At 69.0% G+C, this 21,966-nt stretch carries 22 protein-coding genes; 5 read left to right on the top strand and 17 right to left on the bottom strand.

Going from position 1 to position 21,966, the window contains the following annotated elements; all coding sequences use genetic code 11:
* Positions 1–76 precede the first annotated feature (76 nt).
* From OQ02_RS43045 to OQ02_RS43040, 3 genes are all read right to left on the bottom strand, one after another.
* Positions 77–256 (bottom strand): DUF397 domain-containing protein, encoded by a 180-nt coding sequence (locus OQ02_RS43045; RefSeq protein ID WP_081916144.1) that lies wholly within the window; start codon positions 254–256, stop codon positions 77–79.
* A gap of 6 nt (positions 257–262) precedes the next feature.
* Positions 263–832 (bottom strand): DUF5753 domain-containing protein, encoded by a 570-nt coding sequence (locus OQ02_RS40410; protein ID WP_051773138.1) that lies wholly within the window; start codon positions 830–832, stop codon positions 263–265.
* Positions 833–921: 89 nt separating this feature from the next.
* Positions 922–1,104: a helix-turn-helix domain-containing protein gene (locus tag OQ02_RS43040; RefSeq protein ID WP_081916143.1), complete on the bottom strand. Its 183-nt coding sequence runs from the start codon at positions 1,102–1,104 to the stop codon at positions 922–924.
* 124 nt (positions 1,105–1,228) lie between these two features.
* Between OQ02_RS43040 and OQ02_RS34295 the strand changes: the two genes are divergently transcribed.
* On the top strand, positions 1,229–1,528 hold the full coding sequence (locus OQ02_RS34295; protein ID WP_033442803.1) for a hypothetical protein: 300 nt from the start codon (positions 1,229–1,231) through the stop codon (positions 1,526–1,528).
* Positions 1,529–1,607: 79 nt separating this feature from the next.
* Here the strand turns inward: OQ02_RS34295 and OQ02_RS34290 are convergent, their stop codons facing one another.
* The 8 genes from OQ02_RS34290 to OQ02_RS34255 form a co-directional block, all read right to left on the bottom strand.
* Positions 1,608–2,387: an ESX secretion-associated protein EspG gene (locus tag OQ02_RS34290; RefSeq protein WP_033442802.1), complete on the bottom strand. Its 780-nt coding sequence runs from the start codon at positions 2,385–2,387 to the stop codon at positions 1,608–1,610.
* Positions 2,384–3,610 (bottom strand): PPE family protein, encoded by a 1,227-nt coding sequence (locus tag OQ02_RS34285; RefSeq protein ID WP_081916142.1) that lies wholly within the window; start codon positions 3,608–3,610, stop codon positions 2,384–2,386. Before OQ02_RS34285 ends, OQ02_RS34290 begins: the two co-directional genes overlap by 4 nt.
* Before the next feature lie 71 nt (positions 3,611–3,681).
* Positions 3,682–4,236: a DUF3558 domain-containing protein gene (locus OQ02_RS43035; RefSeq protein ID WP_197043622.1), complete on the bottom strand. Its 555-nt coding sequence runs from the start codon at positions 4,234–4,236 to the stop codon at positions 3,682–3,684.
* 32 nt (positions 4,237–4,268) lie between these two features.
* Positions 4,269–4,643: a PE domain-containing protein gene (locus tag OQ02_RS45190; protein WP_197043621.1), complete on the bottom strand. Its 375-nt coding sequence runs from the start codon at positions 4,641–4,643 to the stop codon at positions 4,269–4,271.
* 766 nt (positions 4,644–5,409) lie between these two features.
* Positions 5,410–5,613 carry a hypothetical protein gene (locus OQ02_RS44375; protein ID WP_156077485.1) on the bottom strand — a complete coding sequence of 68 codons (204 nt, stop codon included), beginning with the start codon at positions 5,611–5,613 and terminating at the stop codon, positions 5,410–5,412.
* 326 nt (positions 5,614–5,939) lie between these two features.
* Positions 5,940–6,704, bottom strand: coding sequence for a hypothetical protein (locus tag OQ02_RS34265; RefSeq protein ID WP_033442799.1), 765 nt, complete (start codon positions 6,702–6,704; stop codon positions 5,940–5,942).
* Complete coding sequence (locus OQ02_RS34260) at positions 6,701–7,030, bottom strand: hypothetical protein (RefSeq protein ID WP_033442798.1); 330 nt, start codon at positions 7,028–7,030, stop codon at positions 6,701–6,703. Before OQ02_RS34260 ends, OQ02_RS34265 begins: the two co-directional genes overlap by 4 nt.
* Positions 7,027–7,614 carry a hypothetical protein gene (locus OQ02_RS34255; RefSeq protein ID WP_051773134.1) on the bottom strand — a complete coding sequence of 196 codons (588 nt, stop codon included), beginning with the start codon at positions 7,612–7,614 and terminating at the stop codon, positions 7,027–7,029. Before OQ02_RS34255 ends, OQ02_RS34260 begins: the two co-directional genes overlap by 4 nt.
* 247 nt (positions 7,615–7,861) lie before the next feature.
* On the opposite strand from OQ02_RS34255, the gene OQ02_RS34250 reads away from it, so the two are divergent.
* Positions 7,862–11,047, top strand: a complete 3,186-nt coding sequence (locus OQ02_RS34250; protein WP_197043620.1) for an AAA domain-containing protein — start codon at positions 7,862–7,864, stop codon at positions 11,045–11,047.
* A gap of 80 nt (positions 11,048–11,127) precedes the next feature.
* Here OQ02_RS34250 and OQ02_RS34245 read toward each other — a convergent pair whose 3' ends face one another.
* From OQ02_RS34245 to OQ02_RS34235, 3 genes are all read right to left on the bottom strand, one after another.
* The gene (locus OQ02_RS34245; protein WP_033442795.1) at positions 11,128–13,239 is read right to left on the bottom strand and encodes a 3-hydroxyacyl-CoA dehydrogenase NAD-binding domain-containing protein; all 2,112 of its coding nucleotides are present in this window, start codon (positions 13,237–13,239) and stop codon (positions 11,128–11,130) included.
* Positions 13,236–14,456: a thiolase family protein gene (locus tag OQ02_RS34240; RefSeq protein ID WP_033442794.1), complete on the bottom strand. Its 1,221-nt coding sequence runs from the start codon at positions 14,454–14,456 to the stop codon at positions 13,236–13,238. The genes OQ02_RS34245 and OQ02_RS34240 overlap by 4 nt, the downstream gene beginning before the upstream one ends.
* A 345-nt stretch (positions 14,457–14,801) precedes the next feature.
* Positions 14,802–15,698, bottom strand: a complete 897-nt coding sequence (locus tag OQ02_RS34235; protein WP_033442793.1) for a hypothetical protein — start codon at positions 15,696–15,698, stop codon at positions 14,802–14,804.
* A gap of 92 nt (positions 15,699–15,790) precedes the next feature.
* On the opposite strand from OQ02_RS34235, the gene OQ02_RS34230 reads away from it, so the two are divergent.
* Positions 15,791–16,462, top strand: coding sequence for a MerR family transcriptional regulator (locus OQ02_RS34230; RefSeq protein WP_033442792.1), 672 nt, complete (start codon positions 15,791–15,793; stop codon positions 16,460–16,462).
* A gap of 75 nt (positions 16,463–16,537) precedes the next feature.
* On the opposite strand, the gene OQ02_RS34225 is transcribed toward OQ02_RS34230, so the two are convergent.
* Positions 16,538–17,785 (bottom strand): ribonuclease D, encoded by a 1,248-nt coding sequence (locus tag OQ02_RS34225; RefSeq protein ID WP_033442791.1) that lies wholly within the window; start codon positions 17,783–17,785, stop codon positions 16,538–16,540.
* A 67-nt stretch (positions 17,786–17,852) separates the two neighbouring features.
* A complete protein-coding gene (locus tag OQ02_RS34220; protein ID WP_015099292.1) occupies positions 17,853–18,569 on the bottom strand; it encodes a response regulator in 717 nt (238 codons plus the stop codon).
* Between the two features lie 254 nt (positions 18,570–18,823).
* Between OQ02_RS34220 and OQ02_RS34215 the strand changes: the two genes are divergently transcribed.
* The gene (locus OQ02_RS34215; RefSeq protein ID WP_033442790.1) at positions 18,824–19,987 is read left to right on the top strand and encodes a dipeptidase; all 1,164 of its coding nucleotides are present in this window, start codon (positions 18,824–18,826) and stop codon (positions 19,985–19,987) included.
* A gap of 226 nt (positions 19,988–20,213) precedes the next feature.
* Here OQ02_RS34215 and OQ02_RS34210 read toward each other — a convergent pair whose 3' ends face one another.
* On the bottom strand, positions 20,214–20,750 hold the full coding sequence (locus OQ02_RS34210; protein ID WP_033442789.1) for a DUF3000 domain-containing protein: 537 nt from the start codon (positions 20,748–20,750) through the stop codon (positions 20,214–20,216).
* A 96-nt stretch (positions 20,751–20,846) separates the two neighbouring features.
* Here OQ02_RS34210 and hemE point away from each other — a divergent pair, with 96 nt between their 5' ends.
* Entirely contained in the window at positions 20,847–21,965 is a 1,119-nt protein-coding gene (gene hemE / locus OQ02_RS34205; protein ID WP_081916138.1) for a uroporphyrinogen decarboxylase, read from the top strand.
* Position 21,966 lies beyond the last annotated feature (1 nt).

Below are 21,966 nucleotides of genomic sequence, written 5' to 3'. Positions count from 1 at the left end.
GGTCTCGATCTTCGTGCTGTCACTGGGTACGGCTCACGACCATGAGTGTTCGGCTCCCTCGCCGCCGTCGGTGCGATCAGGAGGCTCTGACACGGTTCGTCAACGCGACGAAGGCTCGGGGAGTGATCCACAGATGGTTGCCGTCCTGGCATTTCGAGTCCCGGATGCCGACCACCTGCGGCCCGAACGCGACTTCGACGCAGTTCTCGTTGCTGGTGTAGCTGCTCGTCCGCCACGTAAGCGATGTCGTTCGCACTTCGCCTCATCCTCTGTTGAGGTCGTGGGCGATGGATGCCATCAGATCAACCGACTTCCGTTCATCCAGCGCCACGGCCATGAGCTTCTCCACGGTGAGCCTATAGAGCTGCACCTGTCGGCAGTCGTCAACGAACAAGCTGGTCACGCTGTCCTCCATGTGGACGATGGTGGAGGCGTCCGGGAAGTCGAGCATGGAGAACTGGCCGGACAATCCAGCGTGTAGGCCGACCGCGGCAGGGATGACACGGATCGACACCTTCGGGCGGCTGGAGAGGGTGATCAGGTGGTGGAGTTGGGAGGCCATGACGCTGTGCGCGCACACGCGCAGACGCAGCGCGGACTCGGCAATGATCAAGTTCAGTTGCGGTGGTATCGGCCTGTTCAGGATGTTCTGACGTGCCGAGCGCTGCACGACGCGCGCCTCGACGTCGACCTTCTCCTGATCGAACACCAGGGCGTTGAGGGCCGCGCGGGTGTAGTCCGGAGTCCGGGCGAGGCCCGGCACCAACACCAGCTCGTAGTTCGTGATCCTGGTCGCCCGCATCTCGAAGTCGCGGTAGGTCCGACCCCGCATCGGTGAAATTTCGATGTGGCCTGTTGGGCCGCTGCCCCGGGCTTCGTCCAGCAGGCGGTGGCGCTCGGGTCCGACGACGCCGAGGAAGGTCAGGATCGAGGCGACCTCTTCGCATTCGGTTCGCGCTTGCCGTTCTCCAAGCGGCTCAGGGTGCTGATCGACACACCCAGCGCCCCTGCGACGCTTTGCAGGTTGTATCCGGCGGCCCGGCGAAGGCGTTCGAGTTCGAACCCGATCCGCCTGGTCACGACGCTGTTCTGGTGCTTCGACATCGTCCCCCCTTTTTTCACAGTGCGAGAATATCTCGGTGTATGTTTTGTGTGAATGTGTAGAGTGGCCCTTTCGGGGTGTTGCAAATCATTGCGGAAATGGTGGTCGAATGCGAGCCTCGGTCGGGTGAACACCACCTACGAAGATCGGTTGCTGCGGCACCACCTGGCGGCCGTATTGGTCGGAGTCCTCTACAACACCGACCGCAAGTCGTTGCAGATGGCGCGAGCGGAGACGCATCGCCTGGTCGGGGCGGTGACCACGTGCCTGGGCACTCATCCGCTCGACATGGCGGGGCAGTGCAGCGTGTGCAGGTCGTCGGAGTGCGCGCTGCGAAGCGATCTCCGGCTTGCGTTGCTGCCCTTCGACGGCATCACCGAGGACAACATCCTCGACGTCGCCGGCATCGAGCGAGCGGCCCGATGACGCCCGAGAAGCCTGTCGAGGACATGACGGTGGCGGAACTCCTGACCAACCAGGTCGATCAGGAGCCCGTCGAAACCGATCAGGCGGTCAGGGACAACAACTTCGACACCGCGTGAACGAGCCGCTGTGGGTCGGCAGGGCTCAGGGTGGACCACTCCCGCCCATCGCCTGAGGGCCGGCGGGTGAACTGCCACCGCCCTTCCGGTGTGTCGTAGAACGACACCGCGTACGGTCCGCGTTTCCTCGGCCCGGGTCGGCCGCGCTCGGAGGGGCGCACAGCGGTGCCGAACTGGCCCATCCGTATCACACCACCCAATACCGAGGCGACCTTCTGCGCGTCAGGGCGCGACAAGCCGTTGTCCCGCAACGCGTTCTCCAGACGGGTGGCCGATTCACCGGCCGTCGCCGCCGCGCGTTCCAGATCGGCGGAGAGGAGGCTGATCGATCGTGACCGAGGTGTCGGGTGCGGAGGCAACAGCGATACCACCGACGCGGCGAGCGCGCTTTCGTCGATCAGGCTCAACGCCAGCACGTCAGCGGTGAGCACAGCCGATACCGCATGCCCTCGCCGGGTCGCGGCGATCGCGCGGACCCGTGGACCTTCGTCCAACCGCAGCCGGGCGTCGACTTCGCGTTCCGGGCGTGACAGCAACGCCAACGCGCCGGCGAGGCGGGCGTCCAATTCGCCGCGCGCGGCCAGTCCTCGCGCCTCCAGGGAACGCCACGCGTCGTCGAACAACGTGCGGCGCTCGTCCAGCGTCGCACCGTGGGAAGGGATGGACAGGATCGTGGGGTACTCGCCCAGGTTCAGGTGAGCCCAGCACAGCTCGAACTCCAGCCAGGACAACGTGTGTCTCACTGGATGTCGTCCCCGATCACCGGCGGCGCCACTCTCTGGGCGGAATCCTCGCCCCACACGTCTTCCAGCTCCTCGAGGTAGGGCGCGGACTTGTGCTCGATGTCGTCCTCGCCTTGGCCGCCCTGGGGTGTGCCGGCCAGGCCGCCCATCATCGGACTGCCTGCCGCGCCCCTTGCGCCGGCTGGTCCGGTGGCGGCACGGTTCGCCTGCGTGTCGCCAGCGCCGACGCCGGAGGAGGAGCCGGGACCGAACGGCTGGCCGGGCATCCCCGGCTGCCCTGGTGCACCGCCACCGAAGCGGGGCGTTCCGCCCTGAGGCGCGCCGCCCGGCAGGTTGCCGCCGAGTCCGCGGGGTGTGCCCGTGACCGGTCCCCTGCGGGGAGGGTTGTTGGCGGGTGGGGTCCGCTGGTCGTACCGGTTCGGGTTGGGCCTGATCATGCCGGGCGGGGTGACGCCGATCGGCGGTTGCGGCGGTCCGGGGGTGTGGGCGGGCGGTGGAACCGGCGTTGGGGTGGGTCGTGGCGTGAGGTCCGGCGGTGTCCCGATACCCGAGGTGTTGGTGTCGTCTCCGCCGACGGAGGCAATGGTCGGGGGAGTGCTCACCGGCTGCTGCGGCGGGACCGAGGTGGTTCGGTTCGGCTCCGTCGGAGCGGTCGTGCTCCACTGGCCTTCCGTGAATTGCTGAGAGTACTGGCGCTGCGCCTCGGGCTGCTCGAACTCGGGCTCGATGACCTGCGTGGTCACCTGCGGCGGCGGTGTGAAGGCTCCCAGGGTGTCCACGGCTGAGGACGCGCCATCGCGGTAGCCGTTCATCACCCGGACGGCTTCCCGCTTGGCCTCGTTCGCCTGCTGCTCCTGGACGTCCTGGTCGGTTTGGCCGCCGACCAGGTGGGTGAAACCCGCCGGGATGCCGAGGAAGTCGTCGTTGGCCGTAGACGTGACCTCGCGTGGCTCGGGCATCCGCGTCTTCGCGCCGCTGTAGTAGGAGGTCTGGGCGGCGAAGGAGTTGTGCGTCTCGACACCGGCGGTGCGTACGTCCTCGGCCCACTGCACCAGCGGCGCGGTGCCGCCCGCGAACTGCTCGCCCGCCGCGCCGACCCAGACCGCCCCCGCGTCGCGGATTGCCGACTCCAACTCGCTCTTGGTGTTGGCCATCACCGCGCGGAAGCCGTTCCAGGCGTCGTCCACAGCCTGGGCGGCGGAGTGGCCGGGTCCGCCGTGGATTTGTCGTAGAGCTGCTTGTGGGACTGCGCGTCGAAGTTGTGGTTACCTATCCCGCCCATCGATGCTCCCCCTTACTTCAGCAAGTTCTGCATGGCCGCTTCCGCCAACTGCCGTGCCCCGTCACACGGCTTGGGAAAGCGATCCTCGAAACTCGGATTGACCGTGACCGTGGCGAGGAGGTATTGGCCCTCGGCGGTATCGACGATCGCGTCACAGCTGGCTTCCTGGTTCGGCAAGGTGATGGTGATCGCCGGGAAACCCATGATCGGTTCGATCTCGCTCGGTCGGCCGGTCCGCTTGCCGCCGGTCCACACCTCGATGCCTTCCTTCGTCACCGGCACGAGACGATTGCTCGCGCCTGTCACGGTCCAACTGCACCCGCTGGCCTCATACGCCGCGACCTCGACCGCCCGGCCGGCACTGTCGATCTTGAGAGACGGCAGTTGTTCTGCCGTCAGGAGGTCGCAAGCTCGAGCGCCGTCCAGTTTGACTTCGCGCGGGCGTGCGGAGGATGACGATGGTGCCTCTGCCGGTGTTGTGGTCGCGGCTGAGCTTTCGGTGGAAGTTCGTTCCGGCGTCGGAGTCCCCGGCGCGGGACTGCATCCCGTCGCCAGAGCGAGTGTCACCAGTGTGATTGCCAGGGGTCGGCGCATGTCGGTCAGATGCCCCTGTTCTGCTTCTGCATGGACACTTGATTGGTGTCTTCGGCCAGGTTGTACGTCTTGGCGGCCTGATCGAGTTGATCGATGTTCAAGTCCAACTCGCCAATGAACCTGGTCAGTACGTCGAGTGCGGTGACCGCGTTGTCCGAGAAGACCTTCGCGGCATCCAACGAGACTTCGTCGTCCGCGAATGGGCGTACGACCAGACTGTCTCGTTGGGAGTCGAAGAAGTCCTGAACCATGTTCCGGACCGCTTCGTAGCGTGCCTTGAGGGCCAAGATCTGGTCTGGCTCGATCTGCATGGCCACCGGTCCGGCTCCAGGAGCCCCCACTCCACCGGCGCCACCGCCACCACCCGCGAAAAACGGCATGAGTCTCCCCTCTCCTGCCCTGACTGCCACTGACAGCACGCGAGACGTCGCTCTCCGTGTCCAGGTTCGGACATGGCGATGCCGTCGATGGGCGGAACGGGCCGACTCAGCCCGCCTGGTTATGCAGTATCCAGGCGGGGCGGCCACGGAGACCGGCAACGATCCATATCTTTCGACGTGTTCACTCTGATGACGTACGCGTTGAGGTGAAGACCGCCGTCCCATCCCCCGTCGGCACAGCAGGGCGACGGAGTCGAGGGTGGGTCGATCAACTCGCAGCTGACCGCGCCGTAACGGGCGCGGTGGTCGAGGCGGTCGAGCAAGGCATTGCCCGACCGGACAATGGCCGAGCGGAGCGAGACCGTCCAACGCCAGTACGGGCTGCCCGCCCTTACACCTGCGTCAGTCTGGGGCTGTCGACGCGCTCGCCGGTCCGCTGGACCGGTTCGGTGAGCGCGTCGAGGGTGACACTGCAGTGCTGGAGTAGGCCTTCCCTCGTGAGGCCACGGTTCCGCGCCGGGTGCTCGGCACCACGCCCGCGTCCGCAGCACGATGGCCGATGCGGTTGAAGCTTGACCAGCGCTTTCGCGTGGTGGGAGAGGTTGTCATCCCACCACGTTCACTTCGCCCACGGCAAGGCCGGTCGGGCGGGCACCCTCCGTCGTTGTGACGTCATGACACTCAAGATCGGGTTTCGCAAATCATCGTGAGCACCACTCACTCGCCTGTCAGGCAAAAACTCCGCGTTGAGCAGCGTCCACCTCACTCAAGGACGCCACTGAACCCCGGCCGATGGCGTGACAGGCGTCCGGAACAGCGCACGTCCGAGGAAGAAGAGAACGCCCGCCGTCACCGAAGGCAGGGCCAACAGGAACAGGTAAGCCCACACACCACTGGTGAACCCGACCTGCCGATTACCGCTCGTCACCGTCATGACCAGCAGGAACCAAGCGATGACGGCGACGATCACCGCACTCGTCCACCCTCCGGCCAGCGCACGCCTCGCCACTCTTGCGCCGTTCACGTCGAGGTACTCGCCCCGGACGTAGGACCGTGCCGCCAGTAGGCTCGCGGAGGACAGGAGCACCGCGAACACCGAACCGCACCCGGCGATCCAAACCAACGCGTTGATCGGGTGGTAGGCAGTCGGCAACGCCCGACCGAATCCCACGATCGCCCATCCGAGCGCCAGGCAGGCGCCGAGGCCCGCCGCGCCGAGTACGCCGCACCGGCCCCGGATCCTTCGAGCCTGCGCAGCCGGTATCCACACATAGCGGGGAGGCGGCCCCGGATACGTCACGAGCCGAGTCGCCAGTCCGAGCCGTCTCCGTCGGAGACGCTCGCATCCGCCATGTCTGCCGTGTTCGGCATGGCCCACGTCGAGCCGAGGTCGTGGATCTTCTGCCGGAGTGCGACCTGCTCGGTTTCGATCGTGTTGACGTGCGACTCCAACGCCATGACGGTCGCGGCGATGACACTGATCGTCGTGGCCACCGTTCCGACGACGAACGCGATCGCCGCGGGAATGCCCACGAGTGTGCACGCGGCGGCCACCGCGGCGACGATGCCGATGAGCAGGCCGGCGAGCGCGAAGCCCATCGCCATCCAGAACATGTCGATCGAATTCGCCAGGCTGTTCAGGGACGAACGCAGTTGTCCGGCGATGTCCTTCACCGAGTTCAGCCCGGCCGCCTGTGGTGGCACCGTCGCCTGGTAGGCACGGGCCGCGCGGCCTTCCCACTCGATCGTGGTGCGGAGCTTGTCCAGCCCGATCGTGCCCGCGATGTCGCCGAGTGCGTTGCCGACCTGCGACACCCACTGCTCGCCGACCTGCTTGATGCGGTCCGAATCGCCCGGCTGCTCCCACAGCAGCTTGACCCGGTCCCAGAAATCGTGCAGCTTCTCGTTGAGCAGATGCATGCCGCGGATGATGGGGTCGACGAGGTACTCGAGTGGCGCGGGGACCCAGCTCATCACGCTGTTGACCTGGTCGAAGAACTTCTCAGTGTTCTGGTCGATCTCCTGCGACTTCTGGTGCGCCTCCTGCACGAGCGGGTTCATCGGCCACCGCCGTCGTCGGTGTGGATGCTGTTCATCGCGTGCTTGTTCGCTTCCTCTTCGGCTTCATAGGTGTTCGCCGCCGCGTGGAGGGTCTCGCTGAGGCTGCGGAACGCCTGGGTCGCCTGGGTGAGCATGTCCTCCAAGGCGAGGCGAGCATCGTTGTACGTGCGGTCCAAGCCGCGGTCGACCGCCCAGAACGACAGGTCGGCGCCGGTCAGGGTCAGACCACCGATCGCGGAGCACGGGCCGTCGAGGTTGTCGGCCGCGGTCGCCCACGCGGTTGCGTCGGACCGCATCGCTTCGAGGGCTACGGAGACATCGGTCATGGCAGCAACCCCACTCGGCGCAACAGTGTGTCGGGATCACTCACCAGCGCGGTGAGTTCGGTGATGGCAGGGCTCTGAGGACCCTGCGCCAGGTCTGCGGGAACGCTCTGGGCGCGCAGGTTCCGCAGCACTTCCAGGAACTCCTGCTGCATCTCCGTCACGCGAGCCGAATGCGTCCAAGCGGGATCGATCTGCAGGTCGAGGACCTGTCCCCGGTGGATCGTGCCCCGGACGTGGCCGCCCCGACTCTCCACCGTCAGCGGACGGTCCACGACCTCGTTCATCCGCTGCGTGTACATGGCCAGGTCGGCACTGACGGCGTCCATCAACCGCAACGCCTGCTCGGGCGTGATGCGTTCGTCGGATCGCGGTGGCGGCGCCTCCCGCTGTGGCGGAGGTTCCGTCGGTCGCTGGACCTGCTTGGCGAACGCCGCCATGGTGGCCGCGTTCGCAGCTTGGGTCACCGCCGAGCCCAGGACGCGAGGGTCGACCGACTGCCGCCACAGCGCGGCGATGGTGACCGACTGGACCTCCGCCATGTCGCCTACCGCCACGGTGACGACACCGTCAGCGTCACGTCCCACCAGGGCGTCCTGAGGGGCTTCGGGTTCCTCGGGCGCGGGTCGAGGACTTCGGTCCTCTTCATCACCGTCCTCGAAGCCGAACCTGTATACGCCGCTCACGTCTCCCCTTGCTTGCTTTAAGTGATGATCCGGTTTCCGACCGTAGCGGACGGTGTCGGACGCGTGCAGCCGGTTGGCGACATCGGGCAGTGGTTCGAGACATCGGGCAGTTTGGTGTCCTGCGAACAAGGCTTGGTTTACTGGCCCGGTGACAGCGCGAGAGGGCGGGGTTTCGGGCTGGCGACGCGAACTCGTCGAGGCCGTGGACCGGGTGCTCACCGGGCCGGTCAAGGGTGGGGACGGTGGTTGGCGGTCGCTGGGCCAGGCGAGCCGATTACCCGGCGACGAGCCGGGATGGTGGACGCTGGACCTGCGCGCCGGTGACCGGCCGCTGTCCGCGGACAGCTTCGACCAGCTCTGCTTGGCGGACAGGGACGGCCCCGACAACGGCACTTCTCTCCCGGTCGAGCGGGTGCGGGTCGCCGATGGCCTGGTCAAGATCAAGGTGGACGGCGCGCTGCCCGACGGCTGCGACCGGGTGTGGACGATCCGACTCACGCCCCGCCACCTCTGGCAGAAGCTGCGCGACGGAATCGCAGGTCTGGACGAGGCACCTCTCGCGGATCGCCTGGCCGCCGGGCGGCTCGACCCGCTTCCCACGGGCACGCACGACTACCCTCCGGGCTTCCTCTCCGCGCAGCAGATCGCGTATCGGGCGTGCACCGAGCCCGGGCTGCACGCGGTGTGGGGTCCGCCCGGCACCGGCAAGACCCGCGTCTTGGCCAGAGCCATCGAAGACCTGGTCAAGCGCGGCTGGCGCGTACTACTGGTGTCCACCGCCAACATCGCCGTGGACAACGCGCTCAAAGAGGTCGTCAAGAACATCCCCACCGACCAAGGGCAGGTCATCCGGGTCGGTCCGCCACACCTGCCGGAGTTGGCGGCGGACGACAACGTTCAGTTGCAGCGACTCGCCGCTCGCACGACGGCCGAGGTCGATGCCGAACTGGAGGACGTGCGGGAACACCTCGTCCAAGCGGATCGGGTCGACGCCAGGATCGCGGTCCTCGACGTCGAACTCGCTGGATACGATCACCCCGCCTACCTCTGCGCGATCGAACGGATCGACCGCCGCGCCGAAGTGGCGCGACTGGAGGCGGACCGTCCCGCACTCGTGGTCCAGCACCTCGCGGCTGATGGAGAGCTGAATGCCAAGGTGCTGGAAATGGCGGCGGTGGACGCCGAGCGTCGACAGGTGGAGCCGCAGCGTCGGCTGCTCGATCAGGCCGCCGGGCTCGCGGCGGCGCTGAGGTCCGAAGAAAATGATTTCCGACGGCTGCGAGAACGCGTGGCGAGCGCTGAGGAGGAGGCCGCGACCACCCGAGGTCTGTTCGCGCGGCGGAAGGCAGTCAAGGCGGCGGCTAAGTGGGCCGAGCAGGCGGCCGTCGCGGAACGCCGGTTCGCCCCCCGGCGGAGTGCGATCGAGGCGGAGCTGAACCGCATCCGCGCGACGGTCCACGTCACGCCGACGGATCTGGAGGTGCTCGACCGGCGCGCGGCCGAGACGCGCACCGCGGTTTCGACCGCACAATCCGCCCTCGACAACGTGAGGAGGACGCTCGACGCGCTGGACGGTCGGTGCGCCTGGTCGCGAGGTCTCGGCATCGCCGACGACCGGGACGACGAAACCGTGGCGTCGGCACGCCGGGGCGGACTTCCCGCCCGGCACGAGGAACGCGCGCGACTCCACGACTTCCAGCGGTCCGCCGCGCGCGACCGACCGCAGTGGGAGAACCGCCTGCGGGAGTTGACCAAGAAGATCACCAAGCTCCGACGTGACGCCGAGGGCGAGATCGTGGCCGGAGCACGAGTGGTCGCGACGACCCTGGCACGGTCGCGCGCCCACCCCGCCGTGGCACGGGAGAAGTTCGACGTCGTCCTTGTCGATGAGGCAGGCGCGGCGTTGCTCGCCGAGGTGTTGCTCGCGGTGGGGCGTGCGACGCGGACCGCCGTGTTGCTCGGCGACTTCCTCCAGCTCGGCCCGGTGACCGGTGACATCGACAAGACCGACCACGCCGGGGTCCGCAAGTGGGTCAAACCCGATGTCTTCACGCACTGCGGCATCCTCGCCCCGGCGGACGTCACCGCGAATCCCGGCGCGGTGGCGTTGCTGCACCAGTTCCGGTTCGGGCCCAACCTGCGTGAGCTCGCCAACAACGTGATCTACGGCGTGCTGCGGGACGGCGCTGCCAGACCTGACACCGAGATCGTCCTGGTAGATGTGAGCAGGTTGCCGGATCTCGGCGTCATCCACCGGTCGTCGAGGTTCGCCGGTTGGTGGCCGGTCGGGGCGCTCGTGGCACGCGCCCTCGCGCAGCACCACGTGACCGACGGTGATGTCGGTGTGGTGACCACGTTCAAGCAGCAGGCCGAAGCGACGCTCGCCGCGCTTCGGGACGTAGGCCCCGACTTCGTGGTTCCGGTCGGTACCGCCCACTCGTTCCAGGGGCGCGAGTTCGACACCGTCATCTTCGACCTCGTGGAAGACGGCCAGGGGTGGATCAGCAAGGCCAGGTCGGACAGAGGCAGCTTCGAGTACAGCGCGGTCCGGCTGTTCGGCGTGGGCATCACCAGGGCGCGGCACCGCCTGTACCTGATCGTCAACTCGCAACTGGCGGTGAAGGGCGCGGTGGGGAACAGCCCGCTCGGCGCGGTGCGGCGGTTGGCGCAGGCCGGTCGCATCCAATGGGTCCGCGCCGGCGCCCTGCTCGGCTTGGAGGACGAGCACGAGTACAAGCCGGTGTCGTCGGTGGAGGCCGAGCTGCACGACGTGCTGCGCGGCCTTGTCGAGGTCACCGACATCGAGGACGAGTTCGCGTTCAAAGAGACCCTGGCGAAGAGCCTCGCCAAGGCCAGGCGCAGCGTGTGGATGTGGTCGCCGTGGGTGGGCAAGCACGGCAAGCGATTCATGCCGCTCATCGCGGATGCCGTGGCGCGGGGCGTCGACGTGCGGGTGTTCACCCGGAACGACACGGACTTCATCCAGCGCAACGACACCAACCAGGAGTGGCTCCAGGCGCTGAAGGCCACCGGTGCGCGCATCATCCGCGCTCGTCTTGAGCACAAGAAGATCGTGGTCATCGACCAGCAGGTGGTGCTGATCGGCAGCCTCAACGCGCTGTCCCACGGGAACTCGCGCGAGGTGATGCTCACCTGCAGGGGTTCGGCGTTCGCGAAACGCCTGCTCGCCGATCTGGGTGCCGACGGGTTCGCCGATCCGCCCGCCTGCACCCGTTGCCGTGCGGAGACGGAGCTGCATCGGTCGGCCGACCGGAAGCGGGGCACGCCCTACTTCTGGCGTTGCCCACGGTGTAAGCACGAGGCCTTGGTGTAGGCCGCCGATAGAGAGCACTGCGCCCCGGCTGTCAACGGACAGCCGGGGCGCAGGGGACTGGAGGTCGGGCAGCGCCTCGATCAGGCAGGCACGGAGGCGACGCCGGGCGCCAGGAAGCGCTTCCCCGTCACCTTCTCCGAGATGCCCGAACGGTCCAGGTACGGGGTGATGCCACCCAGCCAGAACGGCCAGCCGGCGCCGAGGAGCATGCACAGGTCGATGTCCTGCGCCTCCGCGACCACGCCCTCGTCGAGCATGATCCGGATCTCCTCGGCCAACGCCTCCAGCGCCCGCGCGAAGACCTCGTCACCGGTCAACGGCTTGTCGCCGAACGCCCACAGCGCCTGCACCTCGGGGTCGACCGTCTGCTTCCCGGCCGAGTCCCACTGGTACACGGCGCTCTTGCCCGCGGCGACGAACGACTTCATGTTCTCCGACACGCCGAACCGGTCGGGGAACGCGCCGTGCATCGTCTCCGCCACGTGCAGCGCGACGGCGGGACCGACGAGCTGCAGCAGGATCAGCGGCGACATCGGCAGGCCCAGCGGCTCGGTGGCCTTGTCCGCCACCTCGAACGGCGTGCCCTCGTCGATGGACTTCACGACCTCGCCCATGAACCGCGTGAGCAGCCGGTTCACCACGAACGCCGGCGCGTCCTTCACCAGCACCGAGGACTTCTTCAGCTGCTTGCCCACCGCGAACGCGGTCGCCAGCGTCGCGTCGTCGGTCTGGCCGGCCCGCACGATCTCCAGCAGCGGCATGATCGCCACCGGGTTGAAGAAGTGGAAGCCGACGACCCGCTCCGGGTGCTTCAGGCCCGCCGCCATGTCGGTGATCGACAGCGACGACGTGTTGGTCGCCAGCACGGCCTCCGCCGACACGTGCTCCTCGACCTCGGCGAACACCTTCTGCTTCACGCCCAGGTCCTCGAACACGGCCTCGATGACGAAGTCCGCGTCCGAGAACGCCGCCTTGTCCAGCGAACCGGACACCAGCGCCTTGAGCCGGTTCGCCTTGTCCGCCGACACGCGCTTCTTCGCCAGCAGCTTGTCGATCTCGCCGTGCACGTACCCGACGCCCTTGTCCACCCGCGCCTGGTCGATGTCGGTGAGCACCACCGGCACCTCCAGCCGCCGCGCGAACAGCAGCGCCATCTGCGACGCCATCAGGCCCGCGCCGACGATGCCGACCTTGGTGACCTTGCGCGCCAACGACTTGTCCGGCGCGCCCGCCGGCCGCTTGGCCCGCTTCTGCACCAGGTTGAACGAGTACAGCCCGGCCCGCAGCTCGTCGCTCATCACGACGTCCGCCAGCGCCTCGGTCTCCGCCGCGTACCCGGCGTCCAAGTCGTTGGCACGGGCCAGTTCCAGCAGCTCCAACGCCTTCAACGCACCCGGCGCCGCGCCCTTGGTCTTGCCCTCGACGATGGCCTTCGCCCGCGCCACGGCGGCGTCCCAGCCCGCACCGCGGTCGATCTCACGACGAGCGGGCACGACGTCGCCGCGCACCACGGAGGCCAGCCACAGCAGCGACTGCTCCAGGTAGTCCGCCGAGTCGAACAGCACGTCCGCGATGCCGAGGTCCAAGGCCTGCTTGGGGTTGAGCATCTTGTTCTGGTTCAACGCGTTCTCGAAGATCACCGTGACCGCGTCGTTCGCGCCGATCAGGTTCGGCAGCAGCTGCGTGCCGCCCCAGCCGGGGAACAGGCCGAGGAACACCTCGGGCAGCGCGATGGCCGCCGCGTTGGACGCCAGCGTCCGGTAGTGGCACGACAGCGCCAGCTCCAGGCCGCCGCCCATCACCGCGCCGTTGACGAACGCGAAGGTCGGCACGGCCGACTCGGTGAACTTGCGGAACACGTCGTGCCCGAGCTGCCCGATCGTCACGGCCTGCTCGCGCTGGGAAGCACCTTCGACGGCCGTCAGGTCCGCGCCCACGGCGAAGATGAACGGCTTGCCGGTGACCGCGATCGCCGCCGGGGACGCCGCCACGGCCTCGTCGAACGCGGCGTTCAGGCTCACCAGCGACTGCGGGCCGAACGTGGACGGCCGGGTGTGGTCGTGGCCGTTGTCGATGGTGATCAGCGCGACCTTGCCGTCGACGCCGGGCACGGAGATCAGCCGGGTGGTGGCCCGGGTCACGACCTCGTCCGGGAAGAGGGCCTTGGCCTCGTCAGCGGTCAACGTGGTCACTTGTTCTCCCCGTTCCACAGCGGGTTCTCCCAGATAACGGTGCCACCCATGCCGATGCCGATGCACATGGTGGTGATGCCGTAGCGCACGTCGGGGCGCTCGGCGAACTGCCGCGACAGCTGGGTCATCAGGCGCACGCCCGAGGACGCCAGCGGGTGGCCGGTGGCGATCGCGCCGCCCCACTGGTTGACCCGCGGGTCGTCGTCGGCGATGCCGAAGTGGTCGAGGAAGGCGAGCACCTGCACGGCGAACGCCTCGTTGATCTCGAAGAGGCCGATGTCCTCGATGGACAGGCCCGCGCGCTTCAGGGCCTTCTCCGTCGCGGGGACCGGGCCGATGCCCATGACGTCGGGCTCGACGCCCAGGAACGAGTAGCCCACCAGGCGCATGCCGATCGGCAGGCCCAGCTCGCGGGCGGTCTCCTCCTCGGCCAGGATGCAGCCGGTCGCGCCGTCGTTCAGGCCCGCGGCGTTGCCCGCGGTGACCCGGCCGTGCGGGCGGAACGGCGTCTTGAGCTTCGCCAGGTCCTCGACGGTGGTGCCGGGACGCGGCGGCTCGTCGGCCGTCGCCAGGCCCCAGCCGTGCTCGGCGGACCGGGTCGCGACCGGCACGAACTCCGGGCCGATCTTGCCGTTCTTCACCGCGTCGGCGTACTTGGCCTGCGACGCCGCCGCGAACGCGTCCGTTCGCTCCTTGGTGATGGCCGGGAACCGGTCGTGCAGGTTCTCCGCCGTCGAGCCCATGACGAGCGCGGACGGGTCCACGATCTTGTCGGACAGGAACCGCGGGTTGGGGTCGACGCCCTCGCCCATCGGGTGCCGGCCCATGTGCTCGACACCGCCCGCGATGACCACGTCGTACGCGCCGAACGCGATGCCGCTGGCCGACGTCGTGACGGCCGTCATCGCGCCCGCGCACATGCGGTCGACGGCGTAACCGGGCACCGACTTCGGCAGGCCCGCGAGCAGCGCCGCGGTGCGGCCGATGGTGAGGCCCTGGTCGCCGATCTGCGTGGTGGCGGCGATGGCCACCTCGTCGACGCGGTCCGGTGGCAGCTCGGGGTGGCGCCGCAGCAACTCGCGGATGACCTTGACGACCAGGTCGTCGGCACGGGTTTCCGCGAAGATTCCCTTGGGGCCGGCCTTGCCGAACGGCGTGCGCACGCCGTCGACGAAGACCACGTTTCGAACGCGTGCCGGCGCTACTGGTGCGGCCACGGCGTCTCCTCCACTTGTGGTGACGATTCGCCCGAACGGCTGGGCGCGACTCCTACCGATCGGTAACACAACTCTAGACCCTGTTACTGGCCGGTAACCACCGTGTCCGCCCTGTCGGGTCGGTCACAGGACGCGCGGAGGGTCGGGAGCAGCCCGAACCCGAACGGCGACGGGGTGATCGTGAACGCCGGCAGCGGGCCCACGCGGTGGTGGGAAAGCTTCCGCCGTGCCGGGTCCGGACTGCTCATTGTCGCCCACAGTGCCGGTAGGTGTGCGGGCGACCGGGACCGTGATGCGCCACGAGTGGTGGCACGGCGATCATGGCGTGTTCCGGGCCGTGGCGGGTTATGCGTGCACGACGTCCTTCGGTGTGCCGGTCTCGCGCAGTGACTTCGCCACCACCGCGACGGTCCAGGTTGCCACGGCCAGCCCGCCCAGCGCGGTGAGCAGATCCGGGCGCAGCAGCGGCTGCCCGCGCAGTGCCTGCCACGTCAACAAGGCCGTCAGGCCGGCGTAGCCGATCGTGATGCCCCAGACCAGGTTCGTGGTCGCGCGCCCGCGCAACAGCAACACGACGAGCGGGATGGCCTGGAGGGCGTGGATGCCGACGAAGTGCGGGATGCGCAGGTCGCCGCCGGTGGTGCTCCACCCGGTCAACGCCATCTGCGGGCCGCCGTCCGGCACGCCGACGCTGTGCGCGCCCACGATTCCGGCGCTCAGGTCCTGGCCCTCGGCCGGCATCGACATCAGGAAGCCGAGGGCCAGGCCGACGAGCCCCACTGCCAGGCCGAGCCGGATCGCCAGGCCCGCCACCCGGTCCTCGAACCGGGTGAACGTGAGGGCCAGCGCGATCAGCGCGTGCATGACCCACACGATGGCGATCGTGACGCCCATGATCCGGAACAGGGTTCCGTCGAACGGTGTCGTGGAGTTGAAGTGGCTCTGCGTGCCGCGCACGACCTGCACGACGATGACCACCATCTCGATGATCAGGCCGACCGCGACCACGGTGCCCGCCGTCCAGGCGAGGCGGCGCAGGCGGGTCGTGAACGTGTACATCCAGGCCAGTGTGATCGTGTACAGCGCGAGCGACACGGCGAACTTGAACGGTTTGAACCAGATCGGCGACCCGGCCAGGATGCGGTCGTCCGCGACCAACCCGACCAGGGAGACCGGGATCAGGGCGAGCATCAGCAAGGTGAAGAGCACCAGAGGTGGGTGCCAGCGGAGGATGCGGGTCACGAGCGACTCCCCAGAATGGATAGCGGTGCTGTCTACTGTCGGACAGTAGCACTATCCATTTCTGGGAGGGGTCCTCAGAGAAGAGGGAGCACATGCGCATCGCGGAACTCAGTCGCACGGCCGGCGTGCCGGTGCCGACGATCAAGTACTACCTGCGGGAAGGGCTGCTCCCGGCCGGTGAGCTGACCAGCCCCAACCAGGCCCGCTACGGCGAGGTCCACGAACGCAGGCTGCGCCTGGTGCGGGCGATGGTCGAGGTCGGCGGGATGACGATCGCGGCGGTGCGCGACGTGCTGGCCGCGCTGGACGACCCGGACAAGTCGCTGCACAAGTCGATGGGCACGGTCGAGGTCGCCATCGCGCCCGTCGTGCCGCCGACCGACGATGAGGTAGCGCAGCGGCAAGGCGAGGAGTTCGTCGCGCGCCAGGGCTGGCAGCACAGGCCGAATTCGCCCGCGTTCAAGGCCTTGGTGAGAGTGCTGGCCACTGCCCGGGAGATCGGGCACCCCGAGTTCGCGGAGGAGTTGGACGAGTACGCGCGCGTGGGCCTGACCCTGGGGGAACTGGACGTGGCGTACGTGCTGCGCATGCCGTCCAAGGACGAGGCCCTGGAGGGCGTCGTGGTCCGTTCGTTCCTGAGTGACGCCGCCGTGGCGGCCGTGCGCCGCCTCGCCCGCCGTGAACTCTCGGCCCGTCACTCAGGGGAGGAAGACCCCGGTTCGAGGTCGGACGGTGCCGACCTCGAACCGGGCCTGGAGTGCTGAGCGTTAAACTCGGGTGTTCCGAACGTAGGACTCACGTGTTCGGAACGTAGGACTCACGTGACGTGAACGTAGGACTCACGGGGTGGGGGGTGGGGCCAGGGCCTTGGACAAGGCCTCGGCGGTGAGGGTGATCTGCCAGCTGCGAGCGCCGCCGGCGCGCAGGGTCTCGGCCACGCCCTCGGGCGAGAGGTCCTCGGGCGGCTGCCAGCACGTCCGGCGCACGAGGTCCGGCAACAGCAGGTTCTCCACCGGCAGGGTGTTCGCCTCGGCAACCGCCGTCAAAGCCGTCCGTGCGGCTGCCAGACGGGCCGCGGCGGCCGGGTCCTTGTCCGCCCACCGGTTGGCGGGTGGAGGACCGTCGTGCTGCTGTGAGGGCTCGGGCAGCTCGGACTTCGGCAGTGCCGCGGCGCGTTGCAACGCGCCCAGCCACACGCCGACCATGCGGCGCTGCGCCCGACCCCGGAACACCGGCAACGCCGACAGCGTCGCCTCGTCCGCCGGGGCGCGCACGGCCGCGTCGACCAGTGCCGCGTCCGGCAGCACCCGGCCCGGCGCGATGTCGCGTTCACGGGCCAGCGCGTCCCGCGCCTCCCACAGCGCCCGCACCGCGGCCAGCTGCCGGGGGTTGCGGATCCGGTGGATGCCCGACGTGCGGCGCCAAGGCTCCGCACGTGGACGCGGCAGGGGTGCCAGGCGGGCGGCCTCGAACTCCTCGAGGGCCCACTCCAGCTTCCCCTGCCGCTTCAGCTCCTGTTCGAGCACGTCACGCAGCTCGACCAGCAGTTCCACGTCGAGTGCGGCGTAGTTGAGCCAGTCGGCGGGAAGGGGGCGGCGCGACCAGTCGGCCGCACCGTGCCCCTTCTCCAACCGAAAGCCCAAAAGCCGCTCGACGAGCGTTCCCAGCGCCACCCGTTCGAACCCGGCCAGCCTGCCCGCCAGCTCGGTGTCGAACAACGCGCTCGGACGGAGCCCGAGTTCGGCGAGGCACGGCAGGTCTTGCGACGCCGCGTGCAACACCCACTCAGTTCCGTCCAGCGCCTCGACCAGCGGATCTATCCGGCCGCCAAGGGCGATCGGATCGACCAGCACGGTCCCGGCGCCTTCCCGGCGCAATTGCACCAGGTAGGCCCGTTGCGAGTAGCGGTATCCCGAGGCTCGCTCGGTGTCCACCGCAACCGGACCCGTCGCTCCGGCGAGCGCATCAGCGGCACGCCGGAGCGACGGTGCGTCGGCGACGACAGGCGGAACGCCGTCAGCGGGTTCCACCAGCGGCACCGGATCAGCACCGGTTGGTTCGGTTGGCTCGTCGGAGGGTACGTCCACGGCGGAAGACCCTACGACGAACGCACCACTCGCGGGTGTGTTCGGCCGGTTCAGTGTGCCGACCTGCTCAGCGGATCACGCCGGCACGCATGGCCAGCGCCACCATCTGAGCCCGATCCCCGGTGCCCAGCTTGCGCCCGATCCGCGACAGGTGAGACTTCACCGTCAGCGCGGAAAGGCTGAGCGCTTCGCCGATTTCCTTGTTGCTCTGGCCATCGGCGACCAGCTGGAGGACCTCGACCTCACGCGCGGACAGCTCCCGCGGCGTGTTGTCGGTGCCCGGCACCCTCGTGCCCGCGGCAAGCACGGGCGCAACGCTCGGATCTGCGTAAACGCCACCATCGAGCACCCTGCGCACCCCGTCGGTGACCACCATCGGCGAGGCGGACTTCAGCAGGTACGCCTGAGCGCCCGCCTGGAAGGCCGACCTGACCGCGTAGGGGTCGTCGGAGGACGCGAGCACCACGATGCGGGGCCAGCCCTGGGCACGGAGTTCCGTGACCAGGTCGATGCCGGTGCCATCCGGCAGACCCAGATCGAGGATCGCGAGGTCGCACGGTCCTGTCGCGAGTGCCCGCGCCCGAGCCTCCGCGACCGAAGCCGCCTCATGCACTGTCCCGGCTCCCATCTGGGTGAGCCGAGCCGATATCGCCTCCCTCAGCAGTGGGTGGTCGTCGACCACCAGCACTGAAAAAAGCTCCTCCCGCGGGTGCGGGACCATGTTCGCCGGCAACGAGCCGGCTGGCGTGGTACGAACGGCCTGACCTAAGCCGACGGCAGCCACGTCACTACCTCCCTGGAGTCGGTCGTGCCCCCCGACCGGCACCGGGACTTTCGTCCAATCAGCCGCGCCACTGATCGACCGAAAGTGGTGTCGTCTGGGGCAGCGTAGCCGCCCAAGCGGGTCTACGGGACGATCAATCGGGTATCTATCCCGAATGAGTTGTCACTGATGGCTCCTGTTGTCACACGATCGGCTGACAACTCGTTAGGGCGCGTAACGCGAGCGGTTCTCACGACGACATCTAGGAGTTGCGGGTGGCGAGCACCACGGGTCGGGCCAGGGCCGAGGAACTGCTGGCCCGCGTGCCCCTGGTAGACGGGCACAACGACCTGCCCTGGGCCCTGCGCGATCTGGTCACCGAGGGGCAAATCGGTGAAAAGTCAACACCGGGCGACCTCGCCGCCGCCGTCTCGGTCGTCGACCTGACGACGCGGCAGCCGGCGTTGCAGACGGACCTGGTGCGGGCACGCGACGGCCGGTTGGGGATGCAGTTCTGGTCCGTCTGGGTCCCCTGCCGACTGGCGGGCGACGCAGCGGTCACCGCCGTCGTGGAGCAAGTGGAGCTGGTCCACTCCCTCGCCGCGCGCTACCCGGAGCACCTGGCCATCGCGACCACGGCGGACGAGGCCGAACGGGCGTTCCGGGACGGGCGGATAGCGTCGTTGATCGGCGCGGAGGGCGGACACAGCATCAACGGCTCGTTGGACGTGCTGCGCGCCCTGCGGCGGCTGGGGGTGCGGTACATGACCCTCACTCACAACGAGAACACGCCGTGGGCGGATTCGGCGACCGACGAGCCGGTGCACGGCGGGCTGTCCGACTTCGGGCGGGACGTGGTGCGCGAGATGAACCGGATCGGGATGCTGGTCGACCTGTCGCACGTGGCGGCGTCGACCATGCGGGACGCGCTGGACGTGTCCACCCGGCCGGTCGTGTTCAGCCACTCGTCGTGCCGGGCGGTCGCCGACCACCCGCGCAACGTGCCGGACGACGTGCTGGGGCGGCTCAGGGACAACGACGGCGTGTGCATGGTGACGTTCGTGCCGCACTTCGTGTCCCAGCCGTACGTCGAGTGGGACGCCCGGCTCAAGGACGCGATGGCCGCGGCGGGGGAGAGCCACAACGACCTCGACGCCCGGCACCGCTTCATCGACTCCTGGCCGGACGCCGGCCCGACACCCAGGGTGACGATGGACGACGTGGTCGAGCACTTGGAGCACGCGCGCGAGGTGGCCGGGATCGACCACATCGGGCTGGGCGGCGACTACGACGGGACGCGGAGCCTGCCGGAAGGGCTGGAGGACGTGTCCTGTTACCCGAGCCTGGTCGGGGCGCTGCTGGACCGGGGTTGGAGCGAGGACGACTGCGCCAAGCTGGCCGGCCGCAACGTCCTCCGCGTCCTCCGCGCCAACGACTGACCACCGCCGACCCGCCGCCGACGCCGACCGACGCCGACTGACCGCCGACGCCGACTGACCGCCGACCCTGACCGACCGCCGACTGCCGCCGCAGTGTGACCGACGCTGGCTGAGCCGAGGCCGACTGACCGATGGCGAACCACAGTCGCCAACGACTGACCACCGCCCGGCCGGCAGCCAGGCCGACTGCCGACGGCTCACGGGCGTCGGCGGCGGCCGGTCGGGGTCAGCGGAGGGTGGTCACACCGACGGGCGGCAGGCCGACGGCGGTGGCCATGACGTCGAAGAACGCGGTGCCGTGGGCGGCCAGTTCGGCGGTCTCGGCGGTCCAGGAGGCGCGCAGTTCCAGGTCGTCGGTGCGCGCGGGGCCGGCGATGTCGCCGAAGCGGGCCGAGGACGTCTGGGTGACCGTGCCGCCCAGCGCCAGGAACGCGGCGCCCGACACCTCCAGCGCCTCCACCAGCCACGACCAGCCCACCTCGGGCAGCAGCGGGTCGGCGGCCAGTTCGGCGTCCAGCTCCACCCGCACGTACGCCACCAGCCGGAACACGCCGGACCAGGCCTCGACCCCCTCGGGGTCGTGCAGCAGCACCAGCCGTCCGGTGGACAGCTCGTCGGCGGGCCCGGTCACCTCCGCGGTCAACGCGAAGGACCAAGGCGCAAGCCGTTGCGGCGGGCGCACCTCGGTCAACTCCAGTTCGGGTCGGGTTCGCACCGACCGGAGCGTCGCCACCGCCCGCTGGAACAGTTCGGGCTCCGTCACAGCACGGACTGTAGGCCCCTGAACCTCGGAACGTGAGCGCGGCACGCCGGACCTCACGACGCCGCCCGTCCAACGCGTGGGACGATAGGAAACGAGATGAACGACATCACCGAAGCCGAAGCCGAATCCGTCGCCCGGACCGGAACCGGAGCCGGGACGCAGACCGGGACACCGACCGGCACCGCGGCCGATGCGCCGCTGCTGGTCGCGGCGCGCGGCGGCCGGCCGTCACGCACCCCGGTCTGGTTCATGCGCCAGGCGGGCCGCTCCCTGCCGGAGTACCGCAAGCTGCGCGAAGGCACCGCGATGCTGGACGCCTGCATGGACCCGGACATGGTCTGCGAGATCACCCTGCAGCCCGTCCGCCGGCACGACGTCGACGCCGCGATCCTGTTCTCCGACATCGTCGTGCCGCTCAAGGCCGCCGGTGTCGACCTGGACATCGTGCCCGGCACCGGCCCGGTCGTGGCCAAGCCGGTCGCCACGGGAGCCGACGTCGAGGCGATCCCCGAGCTGCACGAGGAGCAGGTGCAGCCGGTGGTCGACGCGATCAGGCTGCTGAACAAGGAGCTCGGCGACGTGCCGCTGATCGGCTTCGCCGGCGCGCCGTTCACCCTCGCCTCCTACCTGGTCGAAGGCGGCCCGAGCAAGAACCACGAGCGCACCAAGGCGCTCATGCACGGCAACCCGGACCTGTGGCACGCGCTGCTCGGCCGCCTGGCCGGCATCACCGCCGAGTTCCTGCGGGTACAGGTCCAGGCGGGCGTGAAGGCGGTGCAGCTGTTCGACTCGTGGGCGGGCGCGCTGTCCCTGCGCGACTACCGCGAGTTCGTGCTGCCGCACTCGACGAGGGTGCTCCAGAGCGTCACCGGCGTGCCGCGCATCCACTTCGGCGTCGGCACGGGCGAGCTGCTGCCCGCGATGCGCGAGGCGGGCGCGGACGTGGTGGGCGTCGACTGGCGCACCCCGCTGGACGTCGCCGTCGAACGACTCCAGCAGGCCGCGCCGCACCTGCCGAAGCCGGTGGTGCAGGGCAACCTCGACCCGGCGTTGCTGTTCGCGGGCGTGCCCGCGCTGGAACGCGAGGTCAAGCGGATCAAGCGCGAGGGTGAGGCCGCCGCCGGCCACATCTTCAACCTCGGGCACGGCGTGCTGCCCGACACCGATCCGGACATGATCACGCGGGCCGTCGAGCTGGTGCACGAGCGGGGATGAC

This window comes from Saccharothrix sp. NRRL B-16314 (genome assembly GCF_000716595.1).
In the GTDB taxonomy this organism is placed as follows: domain Bacteria; phylum Actinomycetota; class Actinomycetes; order Mycobacteriales; family Pseudonocardiaceae; genus Actinosynnema.
Note: the sequence above shows the minus strand (reverse complement) of the source record. Positions and strands in the feature narration are given on the sequence as shown.

Coding starts and splice junctions, on each gene's coding strand:
- hemE (WP_081916138.1), top strand. CDS start 20,847: ATGAACGACATCACCGAAGCCGAAGCCGAATCCGTCGCCCGGACCGGA.
- OQ02_RS40410 (WP_051773138.1), bottom strand. CDS start 832: ATGCGGGGTCGGACCTACCGCGACTTCGAGATGCGGGCGACCAGGATC.
- OQ02_RS45190 (WP_197043621.1), bottom strand. CDS start 4,643: ATGCCGTTTTTCGCGGGTGGTGGCGGTGGCGCCGGTGGAGTGGGGGCT.
- OQ02_RS43040 (WP_081916143.1), bottom strand. CDS start 1,104: ATGTCGAAGCACCAGAACAGCGTCGTGACCAGGCGGATCGGGTTCGAA.
- OQ02_RS34260 (WP_033442798.1), bottom strand. CDS start 7,030: ATGACCGATGTCTCCGTAGCCCTCGAAGCGATGCGGTCCGACGCAACC.
- OQ02_RS34265 (WP_033442799.1), bottom strand. CDS start 6,704: ATGAACCCGCTCGTGCAGGAGGCGCACCAGAAGTCGCAGGAGATCGAC.
- OQ02_RS34230 (WP_033442792.1), top strand. CDS start 15,791: ATGCGCATCGCGGAACTCAGTCGCACGGCCGGCGTGCCGGTGCCGACG.